A 20,610-nucleotide genomic window follows, 5' to 3' on the forward strand; every position below is an offset into this window, starting at 1 on the left:
CTTGACTCCGGCACCCCCGCTGCCCTAAGGACCGCACGACTTTCCGGAAGTGCCAAAGCTTCCGGTCTTTGCGTGTTGCAAAGATCGCCCCCTGCCAGCGAGTTTCGCCCGCAGGGGCGCTTGGCGCATTCCGGATCGCTTCCTACGTGGGAAGCAACCGAAACAAGACGCAAAGGCCCGTGGCCCATGTTCGAGACCCTGTCAGACCGCCTCTCCGGCGTCTTCGACCGCCTCACCAAGCAGGGGGCGCTGTCCGAGGATGACGTCAAGACCGCCCTGCGCGAAGTGCGCGTGGCGCTTCTGGAGGCCGACGTCTCGCTGCCGGTGGCGCGCGATTTCGTCAAGGCGGTGCAGGACAAGGCGACCGGGCAGGCCGTTACCAAGTCGGTGACGCCGGGCCAGCAGGTCGTCAAGATCGTGCACGACGCCCTGATCGACGTGCTGGCGGGCGACAACGCGAACCCCGGCGAGCTGAAGATCGACAACCCGCCCGCGCCGATCCTGATGGTCGGCCTGCAGGGCTCGGGCAAGACGACGACCACCGCCAAGCTGGCCCGCCGCCTGACCCAGACCAACGGCAAGCGCGTGCTGATGGCGTCGCTTGACACCAACCGCCCGGCGGCGATGGAGCAGCTGGCAATCCTTGGCCAGCAGATCGGCGTCGACACCCTGCCCATCGTCAAGGGCGAGACCGCGCAGCAGATCGCCAAGCGTGCCAAGACGCAGGCCAGCCTTGGCGGCTATGACGTCTACATGCTGGACACCGCCGGCCGCCTGCACATCGACGAAGAGCTGATCCAGCAGGCCGCCGATGTCCGCGACATCACCAACCCGCGTGAAACCATCCTTGTCGTCGACGGTCTGACCGGTCAGGACGCGGTCAACGTCGCCGAGGCCTTCGACCGCGACATCGGCATCACCGGCGTCGCCCTGACCCGGATGGACGGCGACGGCCGCGGCGGCGCCGCGCTGTCGATGCGCGCCGTCACCGGCAAGCCGATCAAGTTCGTCGGCCTGGGCGAGAAGATGGACGCGCTCGAGGAATTCCACCCCGAGCGGATCGCGGGCCGCATCCTTGGCATGGGTGACATCGTCTCGCTGGTGGAAAAGGCTCAGCAGACCATCGAGGCCGAGCAGGCCGAGCGCATGATGAAGCGCTTCCAAAAGGGTCAGTTCAACATGAACGACCTGAAGATGCAGCTTGAGCAGATGATGAAGATGGGCGGCATGGAAGGCATCATGTCGATGATGCCCGGCATGAAGAAGATGAAGGGCCAGATGGACGAGGCCGGAATGGACGATTCCGTGCTGCGCCAGCAGATCGCCCTGATCAACTCGATGACCAAGAAGGAACGCGCCAACCCGCAGATCCTTCAGGCCAGCCGCAAAAAGCGCATCGCCGCCGGTGCCGGGATGGAAGTGTCCGACCTGAACCGCCTGCTGAAAATGCAGCGGCAGATGTCGGACATGATGAAGAAGATGGGCAAGATGAAGGGCGGCATGCTGAAACAGGCCATGAAGGGCATGTTCGGCAAGTCCGGAATGCCGTCCGAGGCCGAGATGGAAGCCGCCGCCAAGCAGATGGGCGCCGGTGGCGGTCTGCCCGGCGGCATGGCGGGCGGTCTGCCCAAAGGCTTCCCCGGAATGCCCGGTGCCGGGTCCGCCCTGCCGCCCGGTCTGTCGGGCTTCGGCAAGAAGAAATGACCGGCACCACGCTGCATATCCCCACGCTGGAAACCCAGCGTCTGGTCCTCCGCGCCCCGCGCTGGCAGGATTTCGAGGCCTATGCGGCGTTCCGTGGCGATGCCGAGCGCACCGCCTTCCTTGGCGGCCCGTTCACCCGCAACACCGCGTTCAGCCAGATGGCAGAGATCGTCGGCCATTGGCAGCTGCGCGGCTTCGGCCGCTTCCTTGTCGCCGACCGCCACACCGACGAGCCGCTGGGCATCGTCGGGCCGTACTACCCCGAGGGCTGGCCCGAGCCGGAACTTGCGTGGTCGGTCTTCGCCAATGCCGAAGGCCGCGGCGTCGCGTTCGAGGCCGTCTCTGCCGCGCGCCGCTGGGCGTACGAGACTTTGGGCTGGACCACCGCGATCAGCCTGATCGCCACAAGCAACTTGCGGTCGGCACGGCTGGCAGAGCGGCTTGGCGCGAAGAACACCGGCCAGCCCTTCGGCGACCCCGACAGCGGCAAGCCGGTCGAGATCTGGCGCCACCCGGTCGAGTTGCCCGCTGACGAGGTGGCGGCATGACTGTCGAGTTGACCGGAACCCCCGTGCTTCAGACAGAGCGTCTGACGCTGCGCGCGGTGCAGGCGTCGGACTGCGACCTGTTCGTGGACTTCCTGACCTCGGACCGCGGCGCGTTCGTGGGCGGCGGAACGGAACTTCCGCGCGGCAAGGCATGGCGCGCCTTCGCATCCCTGATCGGTCACTGGGCGATCCACGGCTGCGGTATTTTCGCCATCGTCGAGCGGTCCAGCGGCAAGACCATCGGCGGCATCGGCCCGTGGTTCCCCGAGGGCTGGCCCGAACACGAAATGAGCTGGTCGATCTGGGCCCCCGAGGCCGAGGGCAAAGGCTATGCTGCCGAAGCCGCGCGCGCGGCGCTGGACTATGCGTTCGACACGCTGGGCTGGGACACCTGCGTCAGCTACATCGACGCCAACAATGCCCGGTCCATTGCCTTGGCCGAGCGGATGGGCGCCACGGTCGACCCGACCGCCGCGCAGCCCGACGACGAGACTGACCTGCTTGTTTATCGCCACGCCCGCCCCTCCGGCACCGACGCCGAGGGCGGCATGGAGGCCTACGCATGATGCACCCGCACGAATTCTCGCCGACCGGCGCCGCCGCCGCCCTTGCGGGCCGGATGCAGTCCTTGGTCCCGGTGCTGGGCACCGACCGCCTGCTGCTGCGTGCGCCGAAGATCGATGACTTCGACCTGTTCGCGGGAATCGCCGGGTCCGGCCGCGCCGCCGGCATCGGCGGTCCGATGTCCCGCGAAGCCGCGTGGTCCGAGTTCATGCAGATGACCGGCACATGGTACTTGCGCGGCACCGGCTGCTGGACGGTGTGCTATGGCGGCCGCGCCATCGGGTTCGTGCAGATCGGTTTTGAACCCGGCGACATGGAGCCCGAACTGGGCTTTCTGTTCGACGCGGCGTTCGAAGGCCGCGGCTTTGCCTTCGAGGCGGCCCGCGCCGTGATGACCCACGCCCACGAGACGCTGGGCATGACCACGCTGGTCAGCTACGTCGCCCGCGACAACGCGCGGTCGATCGCCCTTGCCCTGCGCCTTGGCGGCGCGCGCGACGCGGCGGCAGAGGACCTGCTGCCCGACCCCGACCGCCACGACACCAACGTCTACCGTTACGACCTGACCGGAGCCACCGCATGACCACCGACGCCGCCCGCGCCGCCGAAATTCTGGCCGACCATCGCGCCAGCATCGACCGCTTGGACGCGATCCTTGTCTATACGCTGGCCGAACGGTTCAAGCACACGCAGGAAGTGGGCGTCCTCAAGGCCACCCACGACCTGCCCCCCAGCGACCCCGCCCGCGAAGAGATCCAGATCGCGCGGCTGGAATCGCTGTCGAAATCAGCGGGTCTCGACCCCGAGTTCGCGAAGTCCTTCCTGAACTTCGTGATCGAGGAAGTGATCCGCCACCACAAGAAACACAAATCCTGACGGCGCATCACTCGCGCCAAACGACCGCCATTCAAAGGAGAACAACAATGGCAATGAAGATCCGACTGGCCCGCGGCGGCTCCAAGAAGCGCCCCCACTACTCGATCGTTGCGACCGACTCGCGCATGCCGCGCGATGGCCGCTTCATCGAAAAGCTGGGCACCTACAACCCGCTTCTGGCGAAAGACTCGGAAGACCGCGTCAAGATGGACATGGAGCGCGTGCAGCACTGGCTGGACAAAGGCGCGCAGCCGACCGACCGTATCCAGCGCATGCTGGAAGCCGCCGGCGTCCTGACCAAGAAGACCCGCAGCAACCCGAACAAGGCGAAGCCGGGCAAGAAAGCCGAAGAGCGCGCTGAAGAGAAAGCCGCGAAAGCTGCTGCCGCAGCCGAAGCTGCTGCCGCTCCGGCAGAAGAGCCCGCAGAGGAAAGCGCGGAGTAATCCGCGCGACCTGACTTGGCGGTCCGGACCTTCATCGGCGTGTCGCACGCCCGGCTTCCGCACGTTGCCCGCATCGCGGGCGGCGTCGCGGCGTGCCACGGGCGCCGTGCGCCGATGAAGGACCGTTCGCCACACTGCCGGACCGCGATCCCCGATGACGTGACGCCAAAGGTGCGCCCATGACCGATAACCGTGTCTGTGTCGGCGCCCTTGCGGGGTCGTTCGGGGTCCGTGGCGAGGTGCGCCTGAAAAGCTTCTGCGCCGAGCCCGAGGCCATCGCCGACTATGGTCCCCTGTGGACCGAGGCGGGCGACCGCAGCATTACCGTGTCGATCACCCAAGCCATCAAGACGGGCTTCGCCGCCCGTGTGTCGGGTATCGAGACCAAGGAACAGGCCGATACGCTGAAGGGCGTGCGCCTGTACGCCGACCGGGACGCCCTGCCCGTCCTGCCGGACGACGAATACTATCACGCCGACCTGATCGGGCTAGAGGTGCGCGACACCGGCGGCGCGCTGCTGGGACGTGTGAAGGCGGTGCTGAACCACGGCGCTACCGACCTGCTAGAGATCACCGGCCCCGGCATCGCCGAACCGGTCCTGTTGCCCTTCACGATGGCGGCGGTGCCCACCGTCGACCTGACCAGCGGCCGGATCGTCGCCGACCCGCCGGACGGGCTGTTCCCCGAGGGCTGACCGTCAGCGGCCGAGGGCCATTGCCGAAGACCGGCTGCGGCGCGGCCTAGCCGAACCAGACCTGCCACAGCCCGGCGGCATAGAACATGATCGCCAGCATGATGAAGATCAGCCCCAGCCCGTGCTTGTCGCGCAGCGCGAACACGATGGGGTCATAGTCCTGCTTGCCCTGATAGCCCAGCCGCACCATGCGCCAGAGCCACAGGAACAGCGGCACCATCGCCACCCACAGCAACCAGCGGGTCGGGTACAGGTCGTGCGCCTGCTCGGTGAAGGTGTACAGGAAGAACGTCAGCAGCGCACCGAAGGTGCCCAGCCACGCCACGTTCAACAGGTCGCCCCGGTCGGGCCGGCCATAGCCGCGCCCCGGCAGGCGTTCGTCATTCACGGCCAGCGTCACCTCTGTCAGCCGCTTGACGCAGCCCAGCGTGACGAAGGTCGGGAAGATGAACACCAACAGATAGCCGGACACGTACACATCCACCGCCAGCGCGCCCGCGACGACGCGCAGGGTGTACAGCCCGGCCAGCGTGGCGATGTCCACCCAGCGCAGGCGCTTTAGCTTCAGCGAATAGCTCAGCGACAGCAGCATATACAGCAGCACGACCGCCAGGAAACCCGCGCTGATCGCCAGCCCTATGCCCACCGCCAGCGCGGTCAGCACCGCCCACGCCGCCATTCCGACACGGATCGGCACGCGCCCGCTGGCGAAGGGGCGCCTGTGCTTGGTCGCGTGCAGCCGGTCGGCTTCGAGGTCGAGCAGGTCGTTGACGATATAGATCGAGGACGCCGCGAACGAGAAGGCCACGATCCCCATCATCACCGTGAACACCGTCGACCAGTCGAAATAGTGCGACGCGATCATCGGCACCATCAGCAGGATGTTCTTCACCCACTGGTGCGGCCGCAGCGCCTTGAGCAGGCCGCGCGCGGTCCAGCCGTCGTCGATCCGGGTGACCTGTTTGCCCTTGGCTTCCAGCTCGGCGGCAATTTCGGGGTAGTCCCCCACGATCACCGCACCGTGGGCGCGGTCCCAGATCGCCTTGTCCACCGGCTCGTTGCCGGCATAGTCGAAGCCGCCCTCGCCATAGGCCTCGACCAGCGCGTCGGCCTTGGCTGCGCCCTTCAGGTTATGGCCCGGCTCGGACGCGAAAACCCGCCCCGACAGCCCATGCTCGCGCGCGACGGCCTGCACCAGCGCGCTGTCCGAGGCCGAGGCAAGCACCACCTCGCGTCCTTCCGCCTGCGCCTTCAGGGCAAGCTGGCGGACGTCTTCGTTCACCGGCAGCAGGTCGGTGCGCGGCGACGCGATCTCGGCCATGCGCCGTTTCAGAACCGAACGGTCGTTGAAATGCGTGGCGGCGGTCTTGATCGTCTGGATCGGGTCGCGGCCAAGGCCGCCCCAGAAACATTCGTACAGCATGTCCGTGCGCAGGAACGTGCCATCCACGTCCAGCACCAGCGGCCTTTCTTCACTCATCGGCGGCAATCCTGTCCACGATACGCAACGCGCAGGGGTCGCTGACGAACATCGGCGGCGATTGGCACAGGCCCCGCGCCACCGTCCATGCTGCAAGCACCTTGGGCACATAGGCCCGCGTCTCGTCATAGGGCGGGACGCCGTTGTGCTTCCACACCGCGCCCTCGCCCGCGTTATAGCCCGCCAGCACCAGCAGCGGGTCCTCGCCAAACTCGCCCATCAGCCAGTCAAGATAGGCGACCCCGCCTCGGATGTTGTCGGCCGGGTCGGTGATGTCGGTGGTCCCGAACCGTTCAGCCGTGGCAGGCATCAGCTGCATCAGCCCGGTGGCGCCCTTGCCGCTGATCGCATCCACCCGGCCCGAGCTTTCGATTCCGATCACCGCCAGCACCAAAGCCGGCGACACCTTGGTCCCGATGGTGGCGGCAAGGATCTCGCGGCCATAAAGGTCGGCGATCTTCTGCATCGACGCCAACCGGGGCGTGGGAACGCCGGGGCCGTTCACCAGCTCGTTCAGCGCGGTTTCAAGCCGACCGGGTCCGGCGGCTTCCAGCTCTGGCCGGACCTTCTCCCAGTACCACGCGAAGGCCCCGCTGACCGGCGGCGCGGCCACTTCGGCCTCGGGCTCCGGGTCGGGCGCCTTGGGCAGATCGGGCTGGGGTTCGATCTGGATATTGATGCGGGGCCCCGCGCCAGAGGGCGGTTTGACCCGCTTGAAGGTGAAATCCCGGAAAGCGGGCGGGTCTTGGGCGAACACACCGGCAGGCAACAGCGCCGCGGCGCCGGCAATTGCCAGTATCGGAATGATTTTCATCATGCGGGTGCGCCCTGCCCCGTAACTGCCCTGCTTCTGCATTGCAAAAGCCATGATGCAAGGCCAGTTCTTCACCCCGGAACACAGGGATTGAACCGCCGATGTGTCAAAATTGACATTCTGCTCCCCAACCGCACCGCGTTTGATGGCGATACGGGCGGAATAATGCCGGTTCAGGCTTCCCTTAAAATTCCATGTGGCCGGGCCGAAAATGTACGACGCCAGACACAGTGTCGCCCAAATCCAAAAGTGTAATGACACCATGCCAAGACGGGCAACGGGTTAAGAATTTTCCCGACGCTTGTGGCGGTAATCGAGACAAGCGTCTTAGCTTCTTTGGAGAGAGAGAAAACCATGAAACTGTTCAACCTGATCAATCGCTTCCGCGCCGACGAAGATGGCGCCGTGACCGTCGACTGGGTCGTGCTGACCGCTGCCATCGTTGGCCTCGGCATCGCCGTCCTGACCACCGTTGGTGGCGCCACCGACGACTATGGCCAGACCATCGGCTCGCACCTGTCCTCGCAGGGCATCAAGACGACCTACTGATCGTCTCAGCGATTACCGAAAAGGCCGCGTCCCACCGGGGGCGCGGCCTTCTTCTTACCGACCTGAATTGTTGCCGCCGGAACACAAGTCTGGCCCGGCAGGTCGGCATTGTTCCCGAATTGCCCAATTCCCGCCGTATTTGGCGCGCCATGCTCGCGACCAGTCGCCCGATCAGAAGGGCGGAGCACAATATTGAGCAGAATTCGGAGCATGACATTATGAAGATCCTACGCCTGATCCGCCGGTTCGACCGGGAAGAGGCCGGTGCCGTGACCGTTGACTGGGTCGTGCTGACCGCCGCCATCGTCGGCCTTGGCATCGCGGTCCTGACCACCGTCGGCGGCGCCACCGATGACTATGGCCAGACCATCGGGTCGCACCTGTCGTCGCAGGGCATCAAGACGACCTACTGATCCGGCCCCTCCGGATCGACCGGGTTGGCGCCGCACCGCGCCGACCCCTCTGCCCGCTACCGGAACCGCCGGTCCATTACGTCAAGGATCGCGCGACTGTTACCGGAGCGTGGAGAAATCACAGCTTCGCCGTGGCCCCTGCACGCTTTCGCCGCAATCAGAAAGCAACCTTTGTCGGATAGGGGAAAGTTACGTCCGCCGCGCCGTCGCGCGGTGTGCAAGTGCCTTTTGGGAAAGGGACCGGAATGAGAGCGATTTTCGGACTGGTACTGATCGCGGGTCTCGGACTTGCGAGCTTTGCCGTGTACATGGCCAAGGATTACCTGGAAAGCGAACGCGTCGCGCGCGATCAGATCGTGCCCACGGTCGACGTGGTCGTCGCGAACAAGCAGCTGAAATACGGCGAGCCGATTCAGGCTGACGACATCCGCGTGATCAGATGGCCGGCCTCGTCGATCCCCGAGGGGGCGTTCCCCTCGGTCGACGCCGTGTTCAGCAAGGGCCCCGAGGTATTCCGGGTCGCGCTGCGCACGATTGAAAAAGACGAACCGCTTATGGTGGTGAAGATCACCGAGCCCGGGCAGGACGCGGGCGTCAGCACCCGACTGACGAAGGGCATGCGCGCCTTCGCCATCAAGGTCGACGTCGCATCCGGCGTGTCCGGCTTCCTGCGTCCGGGTGACCGGGTCGATGTTTACTGGACGGGCCGCCTGCCGGGCCGTTCTGGTGGCGGCGACCGCGACGTGACCAAGCTGATCATGTCCGGCGTGACCCTTGTTGCCGTGGACCAGACCGCCGACGGCGAACGGGCCGCGCCCACCATCGCGCGCACCGTCACGGTCGAGGCATCGCCGGTCGAGGTCGCCGCGCTGGCGCAGGCGCAAAGCTCGGGCCGCCTGTCGCTGTCCCTGCTTGGCGCCACCGACAACACCATCATCGACAGCGAGGTAGAGGTTGACCAGAACCGTCTGCTTGGCATCGAAGAGATCGTCGAAGAGGAACCCGAGCCCGAGGTGGCCGAGGTCATCGAAGTCCCCGAGGTCTGCACCATCCGCGTCAGCCGCGGCGGTCAGTACATCGAGACGCCGATCCCCTGCACGAACTGATACCAACACGATTCGAACATTCAAGGGCCCCGCAATATGCGGGGCCTGTTGCGTTGAATATGAACAAATTAAGCGATTCTGTTGCGATATATCCACATAAGATTTGCTCTCCAAATACTTGATTATTGATTAAATTCTAAATTTCCTGCACCTTTCCCTTAATCCGGCGCAACGACCGGGACTTGAGTGATCATAGAGGCAGGTCACATGCACATTGCGAAATACCTTGGGATGGCCCTGTTGGGGCTGTCCGTCCTGAGCACATCCGTCCCGGAAGCATCGGCACAGAATCTTCGTGTGCTGCGAGGGGCTGCCTCTGGCAGTCTCAACGTTCCGATGAACAGGGCCGTTGTGGTGGAAAGCGACGTTCCCTTCGCGGAACTTTCGATCGCGAACCCCTCCATCGCGGATATCTCCACACTCTCCGACCGCACGATCTATGTGCTCGGTAAGGCACCGGGGCGCACCACGCTGACCCTGCTGGGTGTCGAAGGCGACCTGATCGCCAACGTCGAGGTGCAGGTCGCGCCCGACGTCGCCGAGTTCAAAGAGCGCCTGCAGCAGATCCTGCCCGGCGAGCAGATCGAGGTGCGCACCGCGAACGACGGCATCGTCCTGTCGGGCGTGGTGTCCAGCATCGAAAAGCTCGACCGCGCGCTGGACCTTGCCAACCGCTACGCCCCGGATCGCGTGTCGAACCTTATGGTCGTCGGCGGCACCCACCAGGTGATGCTGAAGGTCCGCTTCGCCGAAATGGAACGGTCGGTTTCGAAAAGCCTGTCGTCCTCGCTGGCGATCAACGGTGGCACCGACTTCGGCGTCGCCAGTGAAACCGGCACTTGGCTGGACGGCGACAACGGCCTTGGCAACCCGATCGAAGTCACGGCCGGCACCAACGGCGCGCTGGCGCTGGGGTTCTCGGCGGGGTCGTTCGAATTCGGCATCCTTCTGGAAGCTCTGGAAAGCAAGGGCGTCGTCCGCACGCTTGCGGAACCGAATCTGACCGCCCTGTCCGGGCAGGAAGCCAGCTTCCTCGCCGGTGGCGAATACCCGATCCCGGTCGTCGACAACGACGGCTCGGTCACCATCGAGTACAAGCCCTTCGGCATCGAGCTTCAGTTCACCCCGCGCGTGGTGGACAAGGACCGCATCAACCTGCAGCTCAACGCCGCCGTGTCGGGCATCGACCCGTCGATCACTGTGGAACAGTCGGGCATCTCTGTGAACGCCTTCCGGCGCCGCGAAACCTCGACCGTGGTCGAGATGCGCGACGGGGAAAGCTTCGCCATCGCCGGCCTGCTGCAAGACGACTTCGAGGACCTGAACAGTCAGGTGCCGTGGCTGGGTGACGTGCCCGTGCTGGGCTCGCTGTTCCGCTCGGCCAGCTACCAGCGGTCGCAGAGCGAACTGGTGATCATCATCACCCCGCACCTTGTGACCCCGACGCGCGGAGACGCCCTGGCGCTTCCGACCGACCGCATCCGCCCGCCGACCGAATCCGAACTGTTCCTGTTCGGCAAGACCGTCGGCAACCCCAATGGCCCCACGCCCGGACCGGCCGGAGAAGTCTCGCAGCAGGACTTCGACGGATCCTACGGCTATGTGATGGAGTAAGGACGAATGGCACGCACACGCACCAAGATCCTTCTCGCCGCGACCAGCCTTCTGGCCCTTGGCGCGTGCGGTGACCGCAAGGTCTTTTCCAGCTGGTACAACGAAGCCGGTGCCGAGATCGACGAAGGCGGTTTCGGCAACCCGACGATGAACAACGTCGGCATCCACAACGGTGACCTGTCCTACGTCATGAACCTGAATGCCCGGTTCAACCGCGAGGTCCCCACCGTCGTCGAGTTCGCGTTCAACTCGTCCCAGATCGACAACGCCGCCCGGCTTGCGCTGGACGCGCAGGCCCGCTGGATCGCGCAGTTCCCCGAGGTTCGCTTCCGCGTCTACGGCCACACCGACCTTGTCGGATCGCAGGCCTACAACAAGTCGCTTGGCCTGCGCCGCGCCAACGCGGTGGTCAACTACCTTGTAAGCCGCGGAATCAGCCGCTCGCGCCTGGAGGCAATGGTGTCCTTCGGCGAGACGCAGCCGATCATCTACACCGAGCAGCCCGAGATGCGGAACCGCCGCGCGGTGACCGAAGTGACTGGCTTCGTCAAGAACCATCCGCTGGTGCTGAACGGAAAATACGCCGAAGTCATATTCCGCGAATACGTCGACAGCGCGACCGAGATCCCGACCGGCGGCTCTGTGGAAGCGGACTTCTAAGACCCGGTCGAACAGACTTTTCCCCACCCTTCCGAAGGGTTGCGCCGCCAGGACGGCGCGGGGGCCATCGCCGGGAACGGCGCAACAAGGGCCGAAAACGGCCGCAAGGGACAGCGAACTCGGGCCGCCTTTGTAAAAGGGCGGCCCGCCTTCCATCCGCGACAGCCTGTTTCATCAGGTCAGGAACAATCCGCCGGTCTGGCCGGGTCCGTTCCAAAAGACCGAATAATGATGATTTTTTGGCCGCAATCTCGCCCACATTTCTCAGCAGATTAACACCATCGGAGCAGTGCTTTCGGCCCGAGGGGGGCCGAATTCCGGTGCAGCCGGGGTGCAGGAACGTGCGCCTATCCGGTCGCATCGGGCAGAAGGGATTTTGACGATGAGTTCAAACGCGGCCTTGCAGAGCGATCCGGAGCCGATCCTCGCGTGCACCGTCGCGCGTGACGTGCAGAAGTTCGATCTTCTCATCGAGGACATGGAAACCGAACTGGGCGAAGCCTGGGGTGACCTGTCATTCGACGACGCGCGGGTGTTTTTTACCCAGCCAGACGCTAAATTTATGGAATTCGTTGCGATTGCGATCGACGACCAGGACGAGACCAACCTTGCCGGTATCGCCGACCTGATCGAGACCGCGAACGCGAACGGGCTGAAGGTGATATTGATCGCCGAAAACGTCAGCCCCATCGCGCTGCACCAGCTGCTGCGGCTTGGGGCGCGAGAATTTTGCCCCTACCCGCTGCCAGAGGGGACGCTGCATGACGCCATCGAACGGCTGCGCAAGCCGGAACCGACCGGCGGCGAGATCGCGAACCTGAACACGGCGCACCCCAGCAAACACGACCGCAACGGCGTTATCGTGACGGTCCACGGGCTTGCCGGCGGTGTCGGCGCGACCACCGTGGCGACCAACCTTGCGTGGGAACTGGCGAACGTCGACGACAAGAAGCCGCCCCGGGTCGCCATGCTGGACCTCGACCTGCAGTTCGGTTCGGTCTCGACCTACCTCGACCTGCCGCGCCGCGAAGCGGTGTACGAGCTTTTGTCCGACACCGCGTCGATGGACAGCGAGGCCTTCGTCCACGCGCTTGCGTCGTATCAGGACAAGATGCACGTCCTAACGGCCCCCGCCGATATCCTGCCGCTTGATTTCATCGGCCCCGAGGACATCGAGCGGTTGCTGGAGGTGGCGACGGCGAACTTCGACTACGTCGTGATCGACATGCCGACGACCGTGGTGAACTGGACAGAGACGGTGCTGAACGAAAGCCACGTCTACCTGACCGCGCTGGAACTGGACATGCGGTCGGCGCAGAACGCCTTGCGGATGCTGCGGGCGCTGAAGTCCGAGGATCTGCCGCACCAGAAGCTGCGCTATATCCTGAACCGGTCGCCGAAGTTCACCGACCTGACCGGCAAGAGCCGGGTCAAGCGGATGGCCGAAAGCCTGGACATCGACATCGAGATCCTGATGCCCGACGGCGGCAAGCAGGTGATGCAGTCCTGCGACCACGGCACGCCGCTTGCCGCGAGCGCCGCGAAGAACCCGCTGCGCAAAGAGATCGCGAAGCTCGCCGGGTCGATCCACCAGCACAATATCGAACAGGCCGCACTAGAGGCCGAGTAACCAGAACCCTTTCGGGAGAGCTGCCACGTGTTTGCCCGGTACAGCAAGAAAACGACCGAGACTGCCAAGCCCGTAAAGGCCGAAGCCACCGCCGAGGCGGCAGCGGCCGCGCCGGCGAAGGCGCCTCCGAAAGCTGCCCCGAAGGCGGCAGCTCCGACCCCCAAGCAGGCCGCGCGGCAAGCCCCCGCCGCGCCCTCTCCTGCCGACAAAGAGCGCAAGCGCAAAGAGCGGATCGGCGAGATCAAGGTCGAGCTGCACAAGCGTCTGCTCGACAACCTGAACCTTGCGGCGCTGGAACACGCGTCCGAGGCGGACCTGCGCCAAGAGATCGCCGCGATCTCTGCCGAGGCGCTGGAAGAGCTGTCGATCGTTCTGAACAAGGACGAGCGCACGACGCTGATCAAGGACCTCTACAACGAGGTGACGGGCCTTGGCCCGCTAGAGGCGCTGCTGCAGGACGACAGCGTCAACGATATTCTGGTCAACGGGCCGCAGCAGATCTTCGTGGAACGCGCGGGCAAGCTGCAGTTGACCGACATCACCTTCAAGGACGAACGCCACCTTCTGCGGATCATCGACAAGATCGTGTCCGCCGTGGGTCGCCGCGTCGATGAATCGAACCCGTATGTCGACGCCCGTCTGTCCGACGGTTCGCGTTTCAACGCGATGGTTCCGCCGATCGCGGTCGACGGGTCGCTGGTGTCCATTCGTAAGTTCAAGAAGGACAAGCTGGGCATCCGCGATCTGGTGGGCTTCGGCGCCTTTTCCGAGGACATGGCGATGTACCTCGAGGCGGCGGTGGCCTGCCGTCTGAACGTCATCGTCTCGGGCGGTACGGGTTCCGGTAAAACGACCACGCTGAACGCCCTGTCGTCCTTCATCGACGACAGCGAGCGGATCCTGACGATCGAGGACACCGCGGAACTTCAGCTGCAGCAGACCCACGTCGGCCGGATGGAAAGCCGCCCCGCCAACGTCGAAGGCAAGGGCGCCGTCACCCAGCGCGACTGTTTGCGCAACGCCCTGCGGATGCGTCCGGACCGGATCATCGTCGGCGAAACGCGTGGCGAGGAAGTCATCGACATGCTGCAGGCCATGAACACCGGCCACGACGGGTCGATGACCACGATCCACGCGAACAGCGCCCGCGACGGTGTTTCGCGTCTTGAAAACATGATCGCGATGGCCGGGATCGAGATGCCGCTGAAGGCGGTGCGCTCTCAGATCGCATCGGCCGTCAACTTGATCGTGCAGGCAAGCCGTCTGCAGGACGGCTCGCGCCGGATGGTCTCGATTACAGAGATCACCGGGATGGAAGGGGAAGTCATCTCGATGCAAGAGATCTTCCGGTACCAGCGCCTTGGCCTGGAACCGAACGGGAAGATCATCGGGCAATTCACAGCGACCGGCGTGCGGTCGCACTACTCGGAGCGTTTCCGGCAGTGGGGCTACGACCTGCCGCCGCAGATCTTCGAACCTTCTGTAGGACTGTAATTCATGGGCGTCCCCATAGAACTGATCATCTACGGCCTGATCTTCGTGGCCGTGCTGGTTCTTGTCGAAGGCATCTACCTGACCGTCTTCGGCAAATCGATCAGCCTGAACAGCCGGCTGAACCGCCGGATGGAAATGCTGGAAAAAGGCGTCGGCCGCGAACAGGTGCTGGAACAGCTCCGCAAGGAGATGTCGCAGCACCTGAAGTCTCGGACGATCCCGCTGTACGCGATCCTTGCGGAAAAGGCGCAGAAGGCGAACATCGCCTTCACCCCGATTCAGCTGGTTCTGGTGATGTTTCTGCTGTCGGCGGTGGCCTTCGTCGGCCTGACCATCGGCACCGGCGCCTCGATCCAGATCCGCCTTGGCGTGTCGGTGCTGATGGGCATCGGCGCGGTCTATGTCTGGATCAACAACAAGGCCACCAAGCGCATGAAGCTGCTGGAAGAGCAGCTTCCCGACGCGGTGGAACTGATGGTCCGCAGCCTGCGCGTCGGCCACCCGTTCAGCTCGGCCCTGAACATCGTCGCCAAAGAGGTCCCCGACCCGCTTGGCACCGAGATGGGCATGATCGCCGACGAATCCGCCTATGGCCGGGACGTGGGCGAGGCACTGAAGGCGATGGCCGAACGGCTGGACATGCAGGACCTTCGCTTCCTCGCGGTCGCCGTGACGATCCAGCAGACCTCGGGTGGTAACCTTGCCGAGATCCTCGAAGGTCTGGCGAAGGTGATCCGCTCGCGGTTCAAGCTGTTCCGCCGAGTGACCGCCATCACCGCCGAAGCGAAATGGTCGGGCAAGTTCCTGTCGGGCTTCCCGCTGCTGGCGCTGGTCGGCATCAACGTCGCGCAGCCGAACTACTATGATCAGGTGATGGGCACCCCGGTGTTCATTCCCGCCTGTCTTGTGGTCGCGGGCTTCCTGATCGCCAACGTCTTCGTCATGAAGATGCTGGTCAACATCAAGGTCTGAGGAGCAACGGCAATGAGCTTTCTGACCGAAACATTCGGCCCTCTCGGCCCGCTTCTGGCCGCCGGGTTCCTTGGCATCCTGCTGATCCTGATCGCCCTGCCCGTCTTTCTGCGGAAACAGAAGGACCCGCTGGACCGGCTGAAGGAACAGGCGCAGACACCGAATGCGCGCCCCGAGGCACAGCTTCGCGCGCAGACCAAGAAGGACAAGCTGGAGAAATACTCCGACTTCCTCGAACCGAAGGACGCCGAGGAATACTCGGCCATCCAGCTGAAGCTGCTTCGCGCCGGTTACCGGCAAAAGAACGCGGTGCGGATGTACCACTTTGCCCAGTTCGCCCTTGGCGCTGGCGGCCTTGTGCTTGGCACGGCCTATGCCCTGCTGCTGCAGATGACGCAGGACCCGACGACGCAGCAGATCATCCTGTCGATCCTAATCCCCGGCGCCGCGGGCTATATGGCCCCGAAGTACTGGGTCACCCGCCGCGTGGCGGCCCGCGAGGAAGAGATCATCAACGGCTTCCCGGATTCGCTCGACATGATGCTGGTCTGCGTCGAAGCGGGCCAGTCGCTTGATCAGGCGATCCTGCGCGTGGCGCGTGAGATCCGTGCAGGCTATCCGGCGCTGGCGGACGAGTTCGACACCGTCAGCCAAGAGATGAAAGCCGGTAAGGACCGCATTTCGGTCCTGCGCGATATGTCGGAACGCTGCGGCGTATCGGACGTGGCCAGCTTCGTGACCGTGCTGATCCAATCCGCCAGCTTCGGTACCTCGATCGCCGAGGCGCTGCGGGTCTTCTCGGCCGAGATGCGTGACAAACGCGTGATGCGGGCCGAAGAGAAAGCCAACACCTTGCCCACCAAGATGACCCTTGCCACAATGATGCTTACGGTTCCGCCGCTTCTGGTGATCCTCGTGGGCCCCTCGGTCTACGGCATCTACCTGACGCTGACGGCGACGCAGACAGGTTACTAGGCAGGGCACTGCAATGTCATATCGCTGGCCGGGGATTATCCTGGTCATCTTCGCGCTGACCGCCTGTTCACCGGGCGGTCAGCGCGCACCCGGAGACGGGGACGGATTGTACGCGCCGTCCGTGGACGGCAGCGGCGAGGATGTCGACGGCTTGCTGGTGGGGCACCGCCTGATGGCGTCGGGCGAATACGAACTGGCCCTGCGCGCCTATTACCGCGCCGCCGCCGATCAGGGTCTGAACGTCGACGTCCTGTCGGCGATCGGCTCTGCCAACCTGCGGCTGGGGCGCCTGAATCAGGCCGAGCAGATCCTGCGCCGGGCGGTCGAAGAGGATCAGACCTTCGTCCCAGCATGGAACAACCTTGGCGTCGTGCTGATGGAACTGAACCAGATTCCCGAGGCCGAGCGTGTCTTTCATACCGCATTCGCGCTGGATAACGGCGAAAGCGCCGCTATTCGGGACAATTTGCGCTTAGCACTCGCAAAAATGGACAATCCGGACTACGATCAAGAAAACAATACCCAATTCGCCCTGGTCCGGCGGGGAGGCGGTGAATACCTGCTTCTCTCCACTCCAGAGGCGGAAAACGAGCAGTAAAAGGACGCCAAAGATGCGCAAGTTGGTTGGGGTGGTCTGCCTCGGCAGCGCCGTGCTGTTGTCGGCCTGTGGCGACAAGGCGGGCGATGCGGATGTCGAACGGGCGTTCGACACCGTGAACGTAATCGACGAGAGCAATCTCAACGACATCATGCTGACGGTCGCGGACCCGAACGAGGCGGTGAACTATTTCAGGCGTTCGCTGGCCGAACATCCGGACCGGATCGACTTGCTGCGCGGACACGCGCTGTCGCTGGTCCGCGCCAAGCGGAACACCGAGGGCGCGGTGGCATGGAAGGCCGTCGTCGAACATGCCGAGGTCACCAATGCCGACCGCGTCGAATACGCCGACGCCCTGATCCGCACCAGCGAATGGGACACGGCAGAGGCTGAACTGGACAAGATTCCGCCGACCTACGAGACCTTCAAACGCTACAAGCTTGAGGCGATGATCGCCGACTCCAACCAGCAGTGGCAGGATGCGGACGCATTCTACGAGATCGCCGTCGGCCTGACGACCAAGCCCGGCAGCGTGCTGAACAACTGGGGTTATTCCAAGCTGTCGCGCGGCGAATACTCTGAGGCCGAGCGCCTGTTCGGCGAGGCGATCACCTACGACGACAGCCTGTTCACCGCGAAGAACAACCTCGCACTCGCCCGTGGCGCCCAGCGCGACTACGAACTGCCCGTCGTCCCGATGTCACAGATCGAGCGCGCGCAGCTTCTGCACACGCTGGCGCTGTCGGCGATCAAGCAGGGCGACATCGAGATCGGCAAAGGTCTGCTGCGCGAGGCGATCGACACCCACCCGCAGCATTTCGAGGCCGCCGTGCGCTCGTTGCGCGCGCTGGAAGCGAACGTCACCAACTGATCCGGCGGGGCCTGCGGGCCCCGTCAGCCGCACGGACCTCGCGATGCTGACCCTGCCCGCAAGCCAAGCTCTCTGGTTCCTGCCCTTCGCGGTGCCGATCGGCATCTGGGTGGCGTGGAACGACGTGAAGTTCATGAAGATCCCGAACAAAGCGGTCTATGCGTTGACGCTTGTGTTCCTTGTCGTCGGGCTGTTGGCGGTTCCGCTGGCCGAATACCCGTGGCGCCTGCTGCAACTGGTCGTCGTGCTGGTGGTGGGCTTCCTGATGAACATGATCCGCATGATCGGCGCGGGCGACGCCAAGTTCGCCGCCGCGATGGCCCCGTTCATTCCACTGGCGGATGCCCGCACCTTCGCCTTTCTGTTCGGCGCGGTCCTGCTGGCGGCCTATGTCACGCACCGGGGCGCCCGGAAGATCCCGGCGTTACAGCGGGCAACCGATTGGAAGTCTTTCGAAATTCAGGATTTCCCGATGGGCCTCGCGCTGGGTCCGGCGCTGATCTTCTATCTCGTCCTCGGGCTGATCTCCTGAACAGAAAAAGCGCGCCGGGAGGGGCGCGCTTTTCCGGTCATGACCGTGACTGCCGCTACTTGTTCATGCGGTTCTCGATGAGGTCGTCCACCACCGAGGGATCCGCGAGCGTGGAGGTATCGCCCAGCGCGCCATAGTCGTTTTCGGCGATCTTGCGCAGGATGCGGCGCATGATCTTGCCGGACCGGGTTTTCGGCAGGCCGGGGGCCCACTGGATGTGATCGGGCTTGGCAATCGGGCCGATTTCGGTCCGGACCCATTTCTCAAGGTCCTTCTTCAGCTCGTCCGTCGGCTCGATCCCGTTCATCAGGGTCACGTAGCAGTAGATGCCCTGCCCCTTGATGTCGTGCGGGAAGCCCACCACCGCGGCTTCGGCCACGTCGGCATGCGCCACCAGCGCGCTTTCGACCTCGGCGGTGCCCATCCGGTGACCCGAGACGTTGATCACGTCGTCGACGCGGCCGGTGATCCAGAAATAGCCGTCCTCGTCGCGACGACAGCCGTCACCCGAGAAGTAATAGCCCTTGTATTGCTGGAAATACGTCGCCTCGAACCGTTCGTGATCGCCCCAGACGGTGCGCATCTGACCGGGCCAGCTGTCGGCGATGGCAAGCACACCCTCGGCCGGATTGCCTTCGATCTCGGTGCCCTTCTCGGCATCAAGGATCACGGGCTTCACGCCGAAGAACGGCAGTGTGGCCGAACCGGGCTTGGCAGGGACCGCGCCGGGGATCGGCGTGATCATGTGGCCGCCGGTCTCGGTCTGCCACCACGTATCGACGATGGGTAGTTTCCCCTTGCCGACCAACTCGTTGTACCAGTTCCAGGCTTCCGGGTTGATCGGCTCGCCGACGGTGCCCAGCAGTTTCAGCGACGACAGGTCGTACTTCTCGACCCACTCGGGCCCCTGCCCCATCAGGGCGCGGATCGCGGTGGGGGCGGTGTAGAACTGGTTGACCTTGTGCTTCTCGCACACGGCCCAGAACCGGCCCGCGTCCGGGTAGGTCGGCACGCCCTCGAACATCAGCGTGGTCGCGCCGTTCGCCAGCGGACCATAGACGATGTAGCTGTGGCCGGTGACCCAGCCGACGTCCGCCGAACACCAGAACACGTCGCCGTCGTGATAGTCGAAGGTGTATTCCTGCGTCATCGCCGCATAGACGAGATAGCCGCCCGAGGTGTGCACGACGCCCTTCGGTTTGCCGGTCGACCCCGACGTGTACAGGATGAACAGCGGATCCTCGGCGCCCATCGGGCGCGGCGGGCAATCGGGCGCTGCGGTTTCCATCAGCGCCTTCACATCCACATCGCGGCCGTCGATCCAGGTGGTCTGGTCGCCGGTGTGCTTCACTACAAGGCAGCGCACCTTGTCCGAGCAGTGCAGCAGCGCCGCGTCGGTGTTGGATTTCAGCGCGGTGACACGGCCGCCGCGCGGGGCGGTGTCGGCGGTGATCACCAGTTTGGCGCCACAGTCGTTGATCCGGTTCGCCAGCGCGTCGGGCGAGAACCCGGCGAAGACGATGGAATGCACCGCGCCGATCCGGGCGCAGGCCAGCATCGCATAGGCGGCTTCCGGGATCATCGGCAGGTAGATCACCACGCGGTCGCCGCGCATCACGCCCTGCGACAGAAGGACGTTCGCCATGCGGCAGACCTTCTCGTGCAGTTCCTTGTAGGTGATGTGCTGCGCTTCGGCGTTGGGATCGTCCGGCTCGAAGATGATCGCGGTCTGGTCGCCGCGCGTCGCAAGGTGGCGGTCGACGCAGTTTGCGGCGACGTTCAGAACGCCGTCCTCGAACCACTTGATCGACACCTTGCCGAAGTCGAAACAGGTGTTCTTGACCTTGGTATAGGGCTCGATCCAGTCCAGCCGCTTGCCGTGTTCGCCCCAGAACGTTTCAGGGTCTTCGACCGAAACGGTGTACATTTCCTTGTACTTGTCGGGGCCGACGTGCGCGTTTTGGATGAACTCCGCGCTCGGCTTATAGATGTTTTCCGGATTATCCAGCATCGCTATTCCTCCATCCCGTAAGGCGCCGCCCGCGTCGGCGGGCAAGGCGCTGTGCTGTGCA

23 protein-coding genes are annotated in these 20,610 nt (G+C 64.4%); 20 read left to right on the top strand and 3 right to left on the bottom strand.

Translation table 11 applies throughout. From position 1 onward, the window contains the following. The first annotated feature begins 186 nt into the window (after nt 1-186). Genes ffh through rimM form a run of 8 tightly spaced genes read left to right on the top strand, consistent with a single transcriptional unit; the run spans nt 187 to nt 4,830 of the window. The gene (gene ffh, locus P1K30_RS08765) at nt 187-1,704 is read left to right on the top strand and encodes a signal recognition particle protein (RefSeq protein ID WP_275632342.1); all 1,518 of its coding nucleotides are present in this window, start codon (nt 187-189) and stop codon (nt 1,702-1,704) included. Then, nucleotides 1,701-2,252 carry a GNAT family N-acetyltransferase gene (locus P1K30_RS08770; protein ID WP_275632343.1) on the top strand — a complete coding sequence of 184 codons (552 nt, stop codon included), beginning with the start codon at nt 1,701-1,703 and terminating at the stop codon, nt 2,250-2,252. Before ffh ends, P1K30_RS08770 begins: the two co-directional genes overlap by 4 nt. After that, nucleotides 2,249-2,818 carry a GNAT family N-acetyltransferase gene (locus tag P1K30_RS08775; RefSeq protein ID WP_275632344.1) on the top strand — a complete coding sequence of 190 codons (570 nt, stop codon included), beginning with the start codon at nt 2,249-2,251 and terminating at the stop codon, nt 2,816-2,818. Before P1K30_RS08770 ends, P1K30_RS08775 begins: the two co-directional genes overlap by 4 nt. Further along, a complete protein-coding gene (locus tag P1K30_RS08780) occupies nt 2,815-3,399 on the top strand; it encodes a GNAT family N-acetyltransferase (protein WP_275632345.1) in 585 nt (194 codons plus the stop codon). The genes P1K30_RS08775 and P1K30_RS08780 overlap by 4 nt, the downstream gene beginning before the upstream one ends. Beyond that, on the top strand, nt 3,396-3,692 hold the full coding sequence (locus tag P1K30_RS08785; RefSeq protein ID WP_275632346.1) for a chorismate mutase: 297 nt from the start codon (nt 3,396-3,398) through the stop codon (nt 3,690-3,692). Before P1K30_RS08780 ends, P1K30_RS08785 begins: the two co-directional genes overlap by 4 nt. Nucleotides 3,693-3,739: 47 nt before the next feature. After that, a complete protein-coding gene (rpsP, locus tag P1K30_RS08790; RefSeq protein ID WP_275632347.1) occupies nt 3,740-4,135 on the top strand; it encodes a 30S ribosomal protein S16 in 396 nt (131 codons plus the stop codon). Nucleotides 4,136-4,150: 15 nt separating this feature from the next. Beyond that, entirely contained in the window at nt 4,151-4,318 is a 168-nt protein-coding gene (locus P1K30_RS08795) for a hypothetical protein (RefSeq protein WP_275632348.1), read from the top strand. Then, the gene (gene rimM, locus P1K30_RS08800; RefSeq protein ID WP_275632349.1) at nt 4,315-4,830 is read left to right on the top strand and encodes a ribosome maturation factor RimM; all 516 of its coding nucleotides are present in this window, start codon (nt 4,315-4,317) and stop codon (nt 4,828-4,830) included. The genes P1K30_RS08795 and rimM overlap by 4 nt, the downstream gene beginning before the upstream one ends. Nucleotides 4,831-4,876: 46 nt before the next feature. Here rimM and P1K30_RS08805 read toward each other — a convergent pair whose 3' ends face one another. Both P1K30_RS08805 and P1K30_RS08810 read right to left on the bottom strand, forming a co-directional pair. Then, nucleotides 4,877-6,310 (bottom strand): UbiA family prenyltransferase, encoded by a 1,434-nt coding sequence (locus P1K30_RS08805; RefSeq protein ID WP_275632350.1) that lies wholly within the window; start codon nt 6,308-6,310, stop codon nt 4,877-4,879. Further along, entirely contained in the window at nt 6,303-7,124 is an 822-nt protein-coding gene (locus P1K30_RS08810) for a lytic transglycosylase domain-containing protein (protein WP_275632800.1), read from the bottom strand. The genes P1K30_RS08805 and P1K30_RS08810 overlap by 8 nt, the downstream gene beginning before the upstream one ends. Nucleotides 7,125-7,478: 354 nt before the next feature. Here P1K30_RS08810 and P1K30_RS08815 point away from each other — a divergent pair, with 354 nt between their 5' ends. The 12 genes from P1K30_RS08815 to P1K30_RS08870 all read left to right on the top strand — a co-directional run bounded on the left by P1K30_RS08815 (nt 7,479) and on the right by P1K30_RS08870 (nt 18,538). Further along, on the top strand, nt 7,479-7,673 hold the full coding sequence (locus P1K30_RS08815; protein ID WP_275632351.1) for a Flp family type IVb pilin: 195 nt from the start codon (nt 7,479-7,481) through the stop codon (nt 7,671-7,673). A gap of 218 nt (nt 7,674-7,891) precedes the next feature. Continuing rightward, the gene (locus P1K30_RS08820; protein WP_275632352.1) at nt 7,892-8,086 is read left to right on the top strand and encodes a Flp family type IVb pilin; all 195 of its coding nucleotides are present in this window, start codon (nt 7,892-7,894) and stop codon (nt 8,084-8,086) included. Between the two features lie 245 nt (nt 8,087-8,331). Beyond that, nucleotides 8,332-9,192: a Flp pilus assembly protein CpaB gene (gene cpaB, locus P1K30_RS08825; RefSeq protein WP_275632353.1), complete on the top strand. Its 861-nt coding sequence runs from the start codon at nt 8,332-8,334 to the stop codon at nt 9,190-9,192. A 207-nt stretch (nt 9,193-9,399) separates the two neighbouring features. Beyond that, entirely contained in the window at nt 9,400-10,806 is a 1,407-nt protein-coding gene (locus tag P1K30_RS08830) for a type II and III secretion system protein family protein (protein ID WP_275632354.1), read from the top strand. A gap of 6 nt (nt 10,807-10,812) precedes the next feature. Beyond that, the gene (locus P1K30_RS08835; protein WP_275632355.1) at nt 10,813-11,466 is read left to right on the top strand and encodes an OmpA family protein; all 654 of its coding nucleotides are present in this window, start codon (nt 10,813-10,815) and stop codon (nt 11,464-11,466) included. Nucleotides 11,467-11,848: 382 nt separating this feature from the next. Next, nucleotides 11,849-13,096: a CpaE/TadZ family protein gene (locus P1K30_RS08840; protein ID WP_275632356.1), complete on the top strand. Its 1,248-nt coding sequence runs from the start codon at nt 11,849-11,851 to the stop codon at nt 13,094-13,096. Between the two features lie 27 nt (nt 13,097-13,123). Continuing rightward, entirely contained in the window at nt 13,124-14,590 is a 1,467-nt protein-coding gene (locus P1K30_RS08845; RefSeq protein WP_275632357.1) for a TadA family conjugal transfer-associated ATPase, read from the top strand. 3 nt (nt 14,591-14,593) lie between these two features. Beyond that, nucleotides 14,594-15,562: a type II secretion system F family protein gene (locus P1K30_RS08850; protein ID WP_275632358.1), complete on the top strand. Its 969-nt coding sequence runs from the start codon at nt 14,594-14,596 to the stop codon at nt 15,560-15,562. Nucleotides 15,563-15,574: 12 nt separating this feature from the next. Further along, on the top strand, nt 15,575-16,537 hold the full coding sequence (locus P1K30_RS08855) for a type II secretion system F family protein (protein ID WP_275632359.1): 963 nt from the start codon (nt 15,575-15,577) through the stop codon (nt 16,535-16,537). A 13-nt stretch (nt 16,538-16,550) separates the two neighbouring features. After that, the gene (locus tag P1K30_RS08860; RefSeq protein WP_275632360.1) at nt 16,551-17,135 is read left to right on the top strand and encodes a tetratricopeptide repeat protein; all 585 of its coding nucleotides are present in this window, start codon (nt 16,551-16,553) and stop codon (nt 17,133-17,135) included. A gap of 13 nt (nt 17,136-17,148) precedes the next feature. Beyond that, nucleotides 17,149-18,006 (top strand): tetratricopeptide repeat protein, encoded by an 858-nt coding sequence (locus tag P1K30_RS08865; protein WP_275632361.1) that lies wholly within the window; start codon nt 17,149-17,151, stop codon nt 18,004-18,006. A gap of 43 nt (nt 18,007-18,049) precedes the next feature. After that, complete coding sequence (locus P1K30_RS08870) at nt 18,050-18,538, top strand: prepilin peptidase (RefSeq protein ID WP_275632362.1); 489 nt, start codon at nt 18,050-18,052, stop codon at nt 18,536-18,538. A 55-nt stretch (nt 18,539-18,593) separates the two neighbouring features. Here P1K30_RS08870 and acs read toward each other — a convergent pair whose 3' ends face one another. Next, on the bottom strand, nt 18,594-20,549 hold the full coding sequence (gene acs, locus P1K30_RS08875) for an acetate--CoA ligase (protein ID WP_275632363.1): 1,956 nt from the start codon (nt 20,547-20,549) through the stop codon (nt 18,594-18,596). Between the last annotated feature and the right edge of the window lie 61 nt (nt 20,550-20,610).

The organism is Psychromarinibacter halotolerans (assembly GCF_029168315.1).
In the GTDB taxonomy this organism is placed as follows: Bacteria; Pseudomonadota; Alphaproteobacteria; order Rhodobacterales; family Rhodobacteraceae; genus Psychromarinibacter; species Psychromarinibacter halotolerans.

Coding starts and splice junctions, on each gene's coding strand:
- rimM (WP_275632349.1), top strand. CDS start 4,315: ATGACCGATAACCGTGTCTGTGTCGGCGCCCTTGCGGGGTCGTTCGGG.
- P1K30_RS08860 (WP_275632360.1), top strand. CDS start 16,551: ATGTCATATCGCTGGCCGGGGATTATCCTGGTCATCTTCGCGCTGACC.
- P1K30_RS08865 (WP_275632361.1), top strand. CDS start 17,149: ATGCGCAAGTTGGTTGGGGTGGTCTGCCTCGGCAGCGCCGTGCTGTTG.
- P1K30_RS08830 (WP_275632354.1), top strand. CDS start 9,400: ATGCACATTGCGAAATACCTTGGGATGGCCCTGTTGGGGCTGTCCGTC.
- P1K30_RS08855 (WP_275632359.1), top strand. CDS start 15,575: ATGAGCTTTCTGACCGAAACATTCGGCCCTCTCGGCCCGCTTCTGGCC.
- P1K30_RS08775 (WP_275632344.1), top strand. CDS start 2,249: ATGACTGTCGAGTTGACCGGAACCCCCGTGCTTCAGACAGAGCGTCTG.
- ffh (WP_275632342.1), top strand. CDS start 187: ATGTTCGAGACCCTGTCAGACCGCCTCTCCGGCGTCTTCGACCGCCTC.
- rpsP (WP_275632347.1), top strand. CDS start 3,740: ATGGCAATGAAGATCCGACTGGCCCGCGGCGGCTCCAAGAAGCGCCCC.
- P1K30_RS08850 (WP_275632358.1), top strand. CDS start 14,594: ATGGGCGTCCCCATAGAACTGATCATCTACGGCCTGATCTTCGTGGCC.
- P1K30_RS08785 (WP_275632346.1), top strand. CDS start 3,396: ATGACCACCGACGCCGCCCGCGCCGCCGAAATTCTGGCCGACCATCGC.
- P1K30_RS08870 (WP_275632362.1), top strand. CDS start 18,050: ATGCTGACCCTGCCCGCAAGCCAAGCTCTCTGGTTCCTGCCCTTCGCG.
- P1K30_RS08770 (WP_275632343.1), top strand. CDS start 1,701: ATGACCGGCACCACGCTGCATATCCCCACGCTGGAAACCCAGCGTCTG.
- P1K30_RS08810 (WP_275632800.1), bottom strand. CDS start 7,124: ATGAAAATCATTCCGATACTGGCAATTGCCGGCGCCGCGGCGCTGTTG.
- P1K30_RS08805 (WP_275632350.1), bottom strand. CDS start 6,310: ATGAGTGAAGAAAGGCCGCTGGTGCTGGACGTGGATGGCACGTTCCTG.
- P1K30_RS08815 (WP_275632351.1), top strand. CDS start 7,479: ATGAAACTGTTCAACCTGATCAATCGCTTCCGCGCCGACGAAGATGGC.
- P1K30_RS08820 (WP_275632352.1), top strand. CDS start 7,892: ATGAAGATCCTACGCCTGATCCGCCGGTTCGACCGGGAAGAGGCCGGT.
- acs (WP_275632363.1), bottom strand. CDS start 20,549: ATGCTGGATAATCCGGAAAACATCTATAAGCCGAGCGCGGAGTTCATC.
- P1K30_RS08840 (WP_275632356.1), top strand. CDS start 11,849: ATGAGTTCAAACGCGGCCTTGCAGAGCGATCCGGAGCCGATCCTCGCG.
- cpaB (WP_275632353.1), top strand. CDS start 8,332: ATGAGAGCGATTTTCGGACTGGTACTGATCGCGGGTCTCGGACTTGCG.
- P1K30_RS08780 (WP_275632345.1), top strand. CDS start 2,815: ATGATGCACCCGCACGAATTCTCGCCGACCGGCGCCGCCGCCGCCCTT.
- P1K30_RS08835 (WP_275632355.1), top strand. CDS start 10,813: ATGGCACGCACACGCACCAAGATCCTTCTCGCCGCGACCAGCCTTCTG.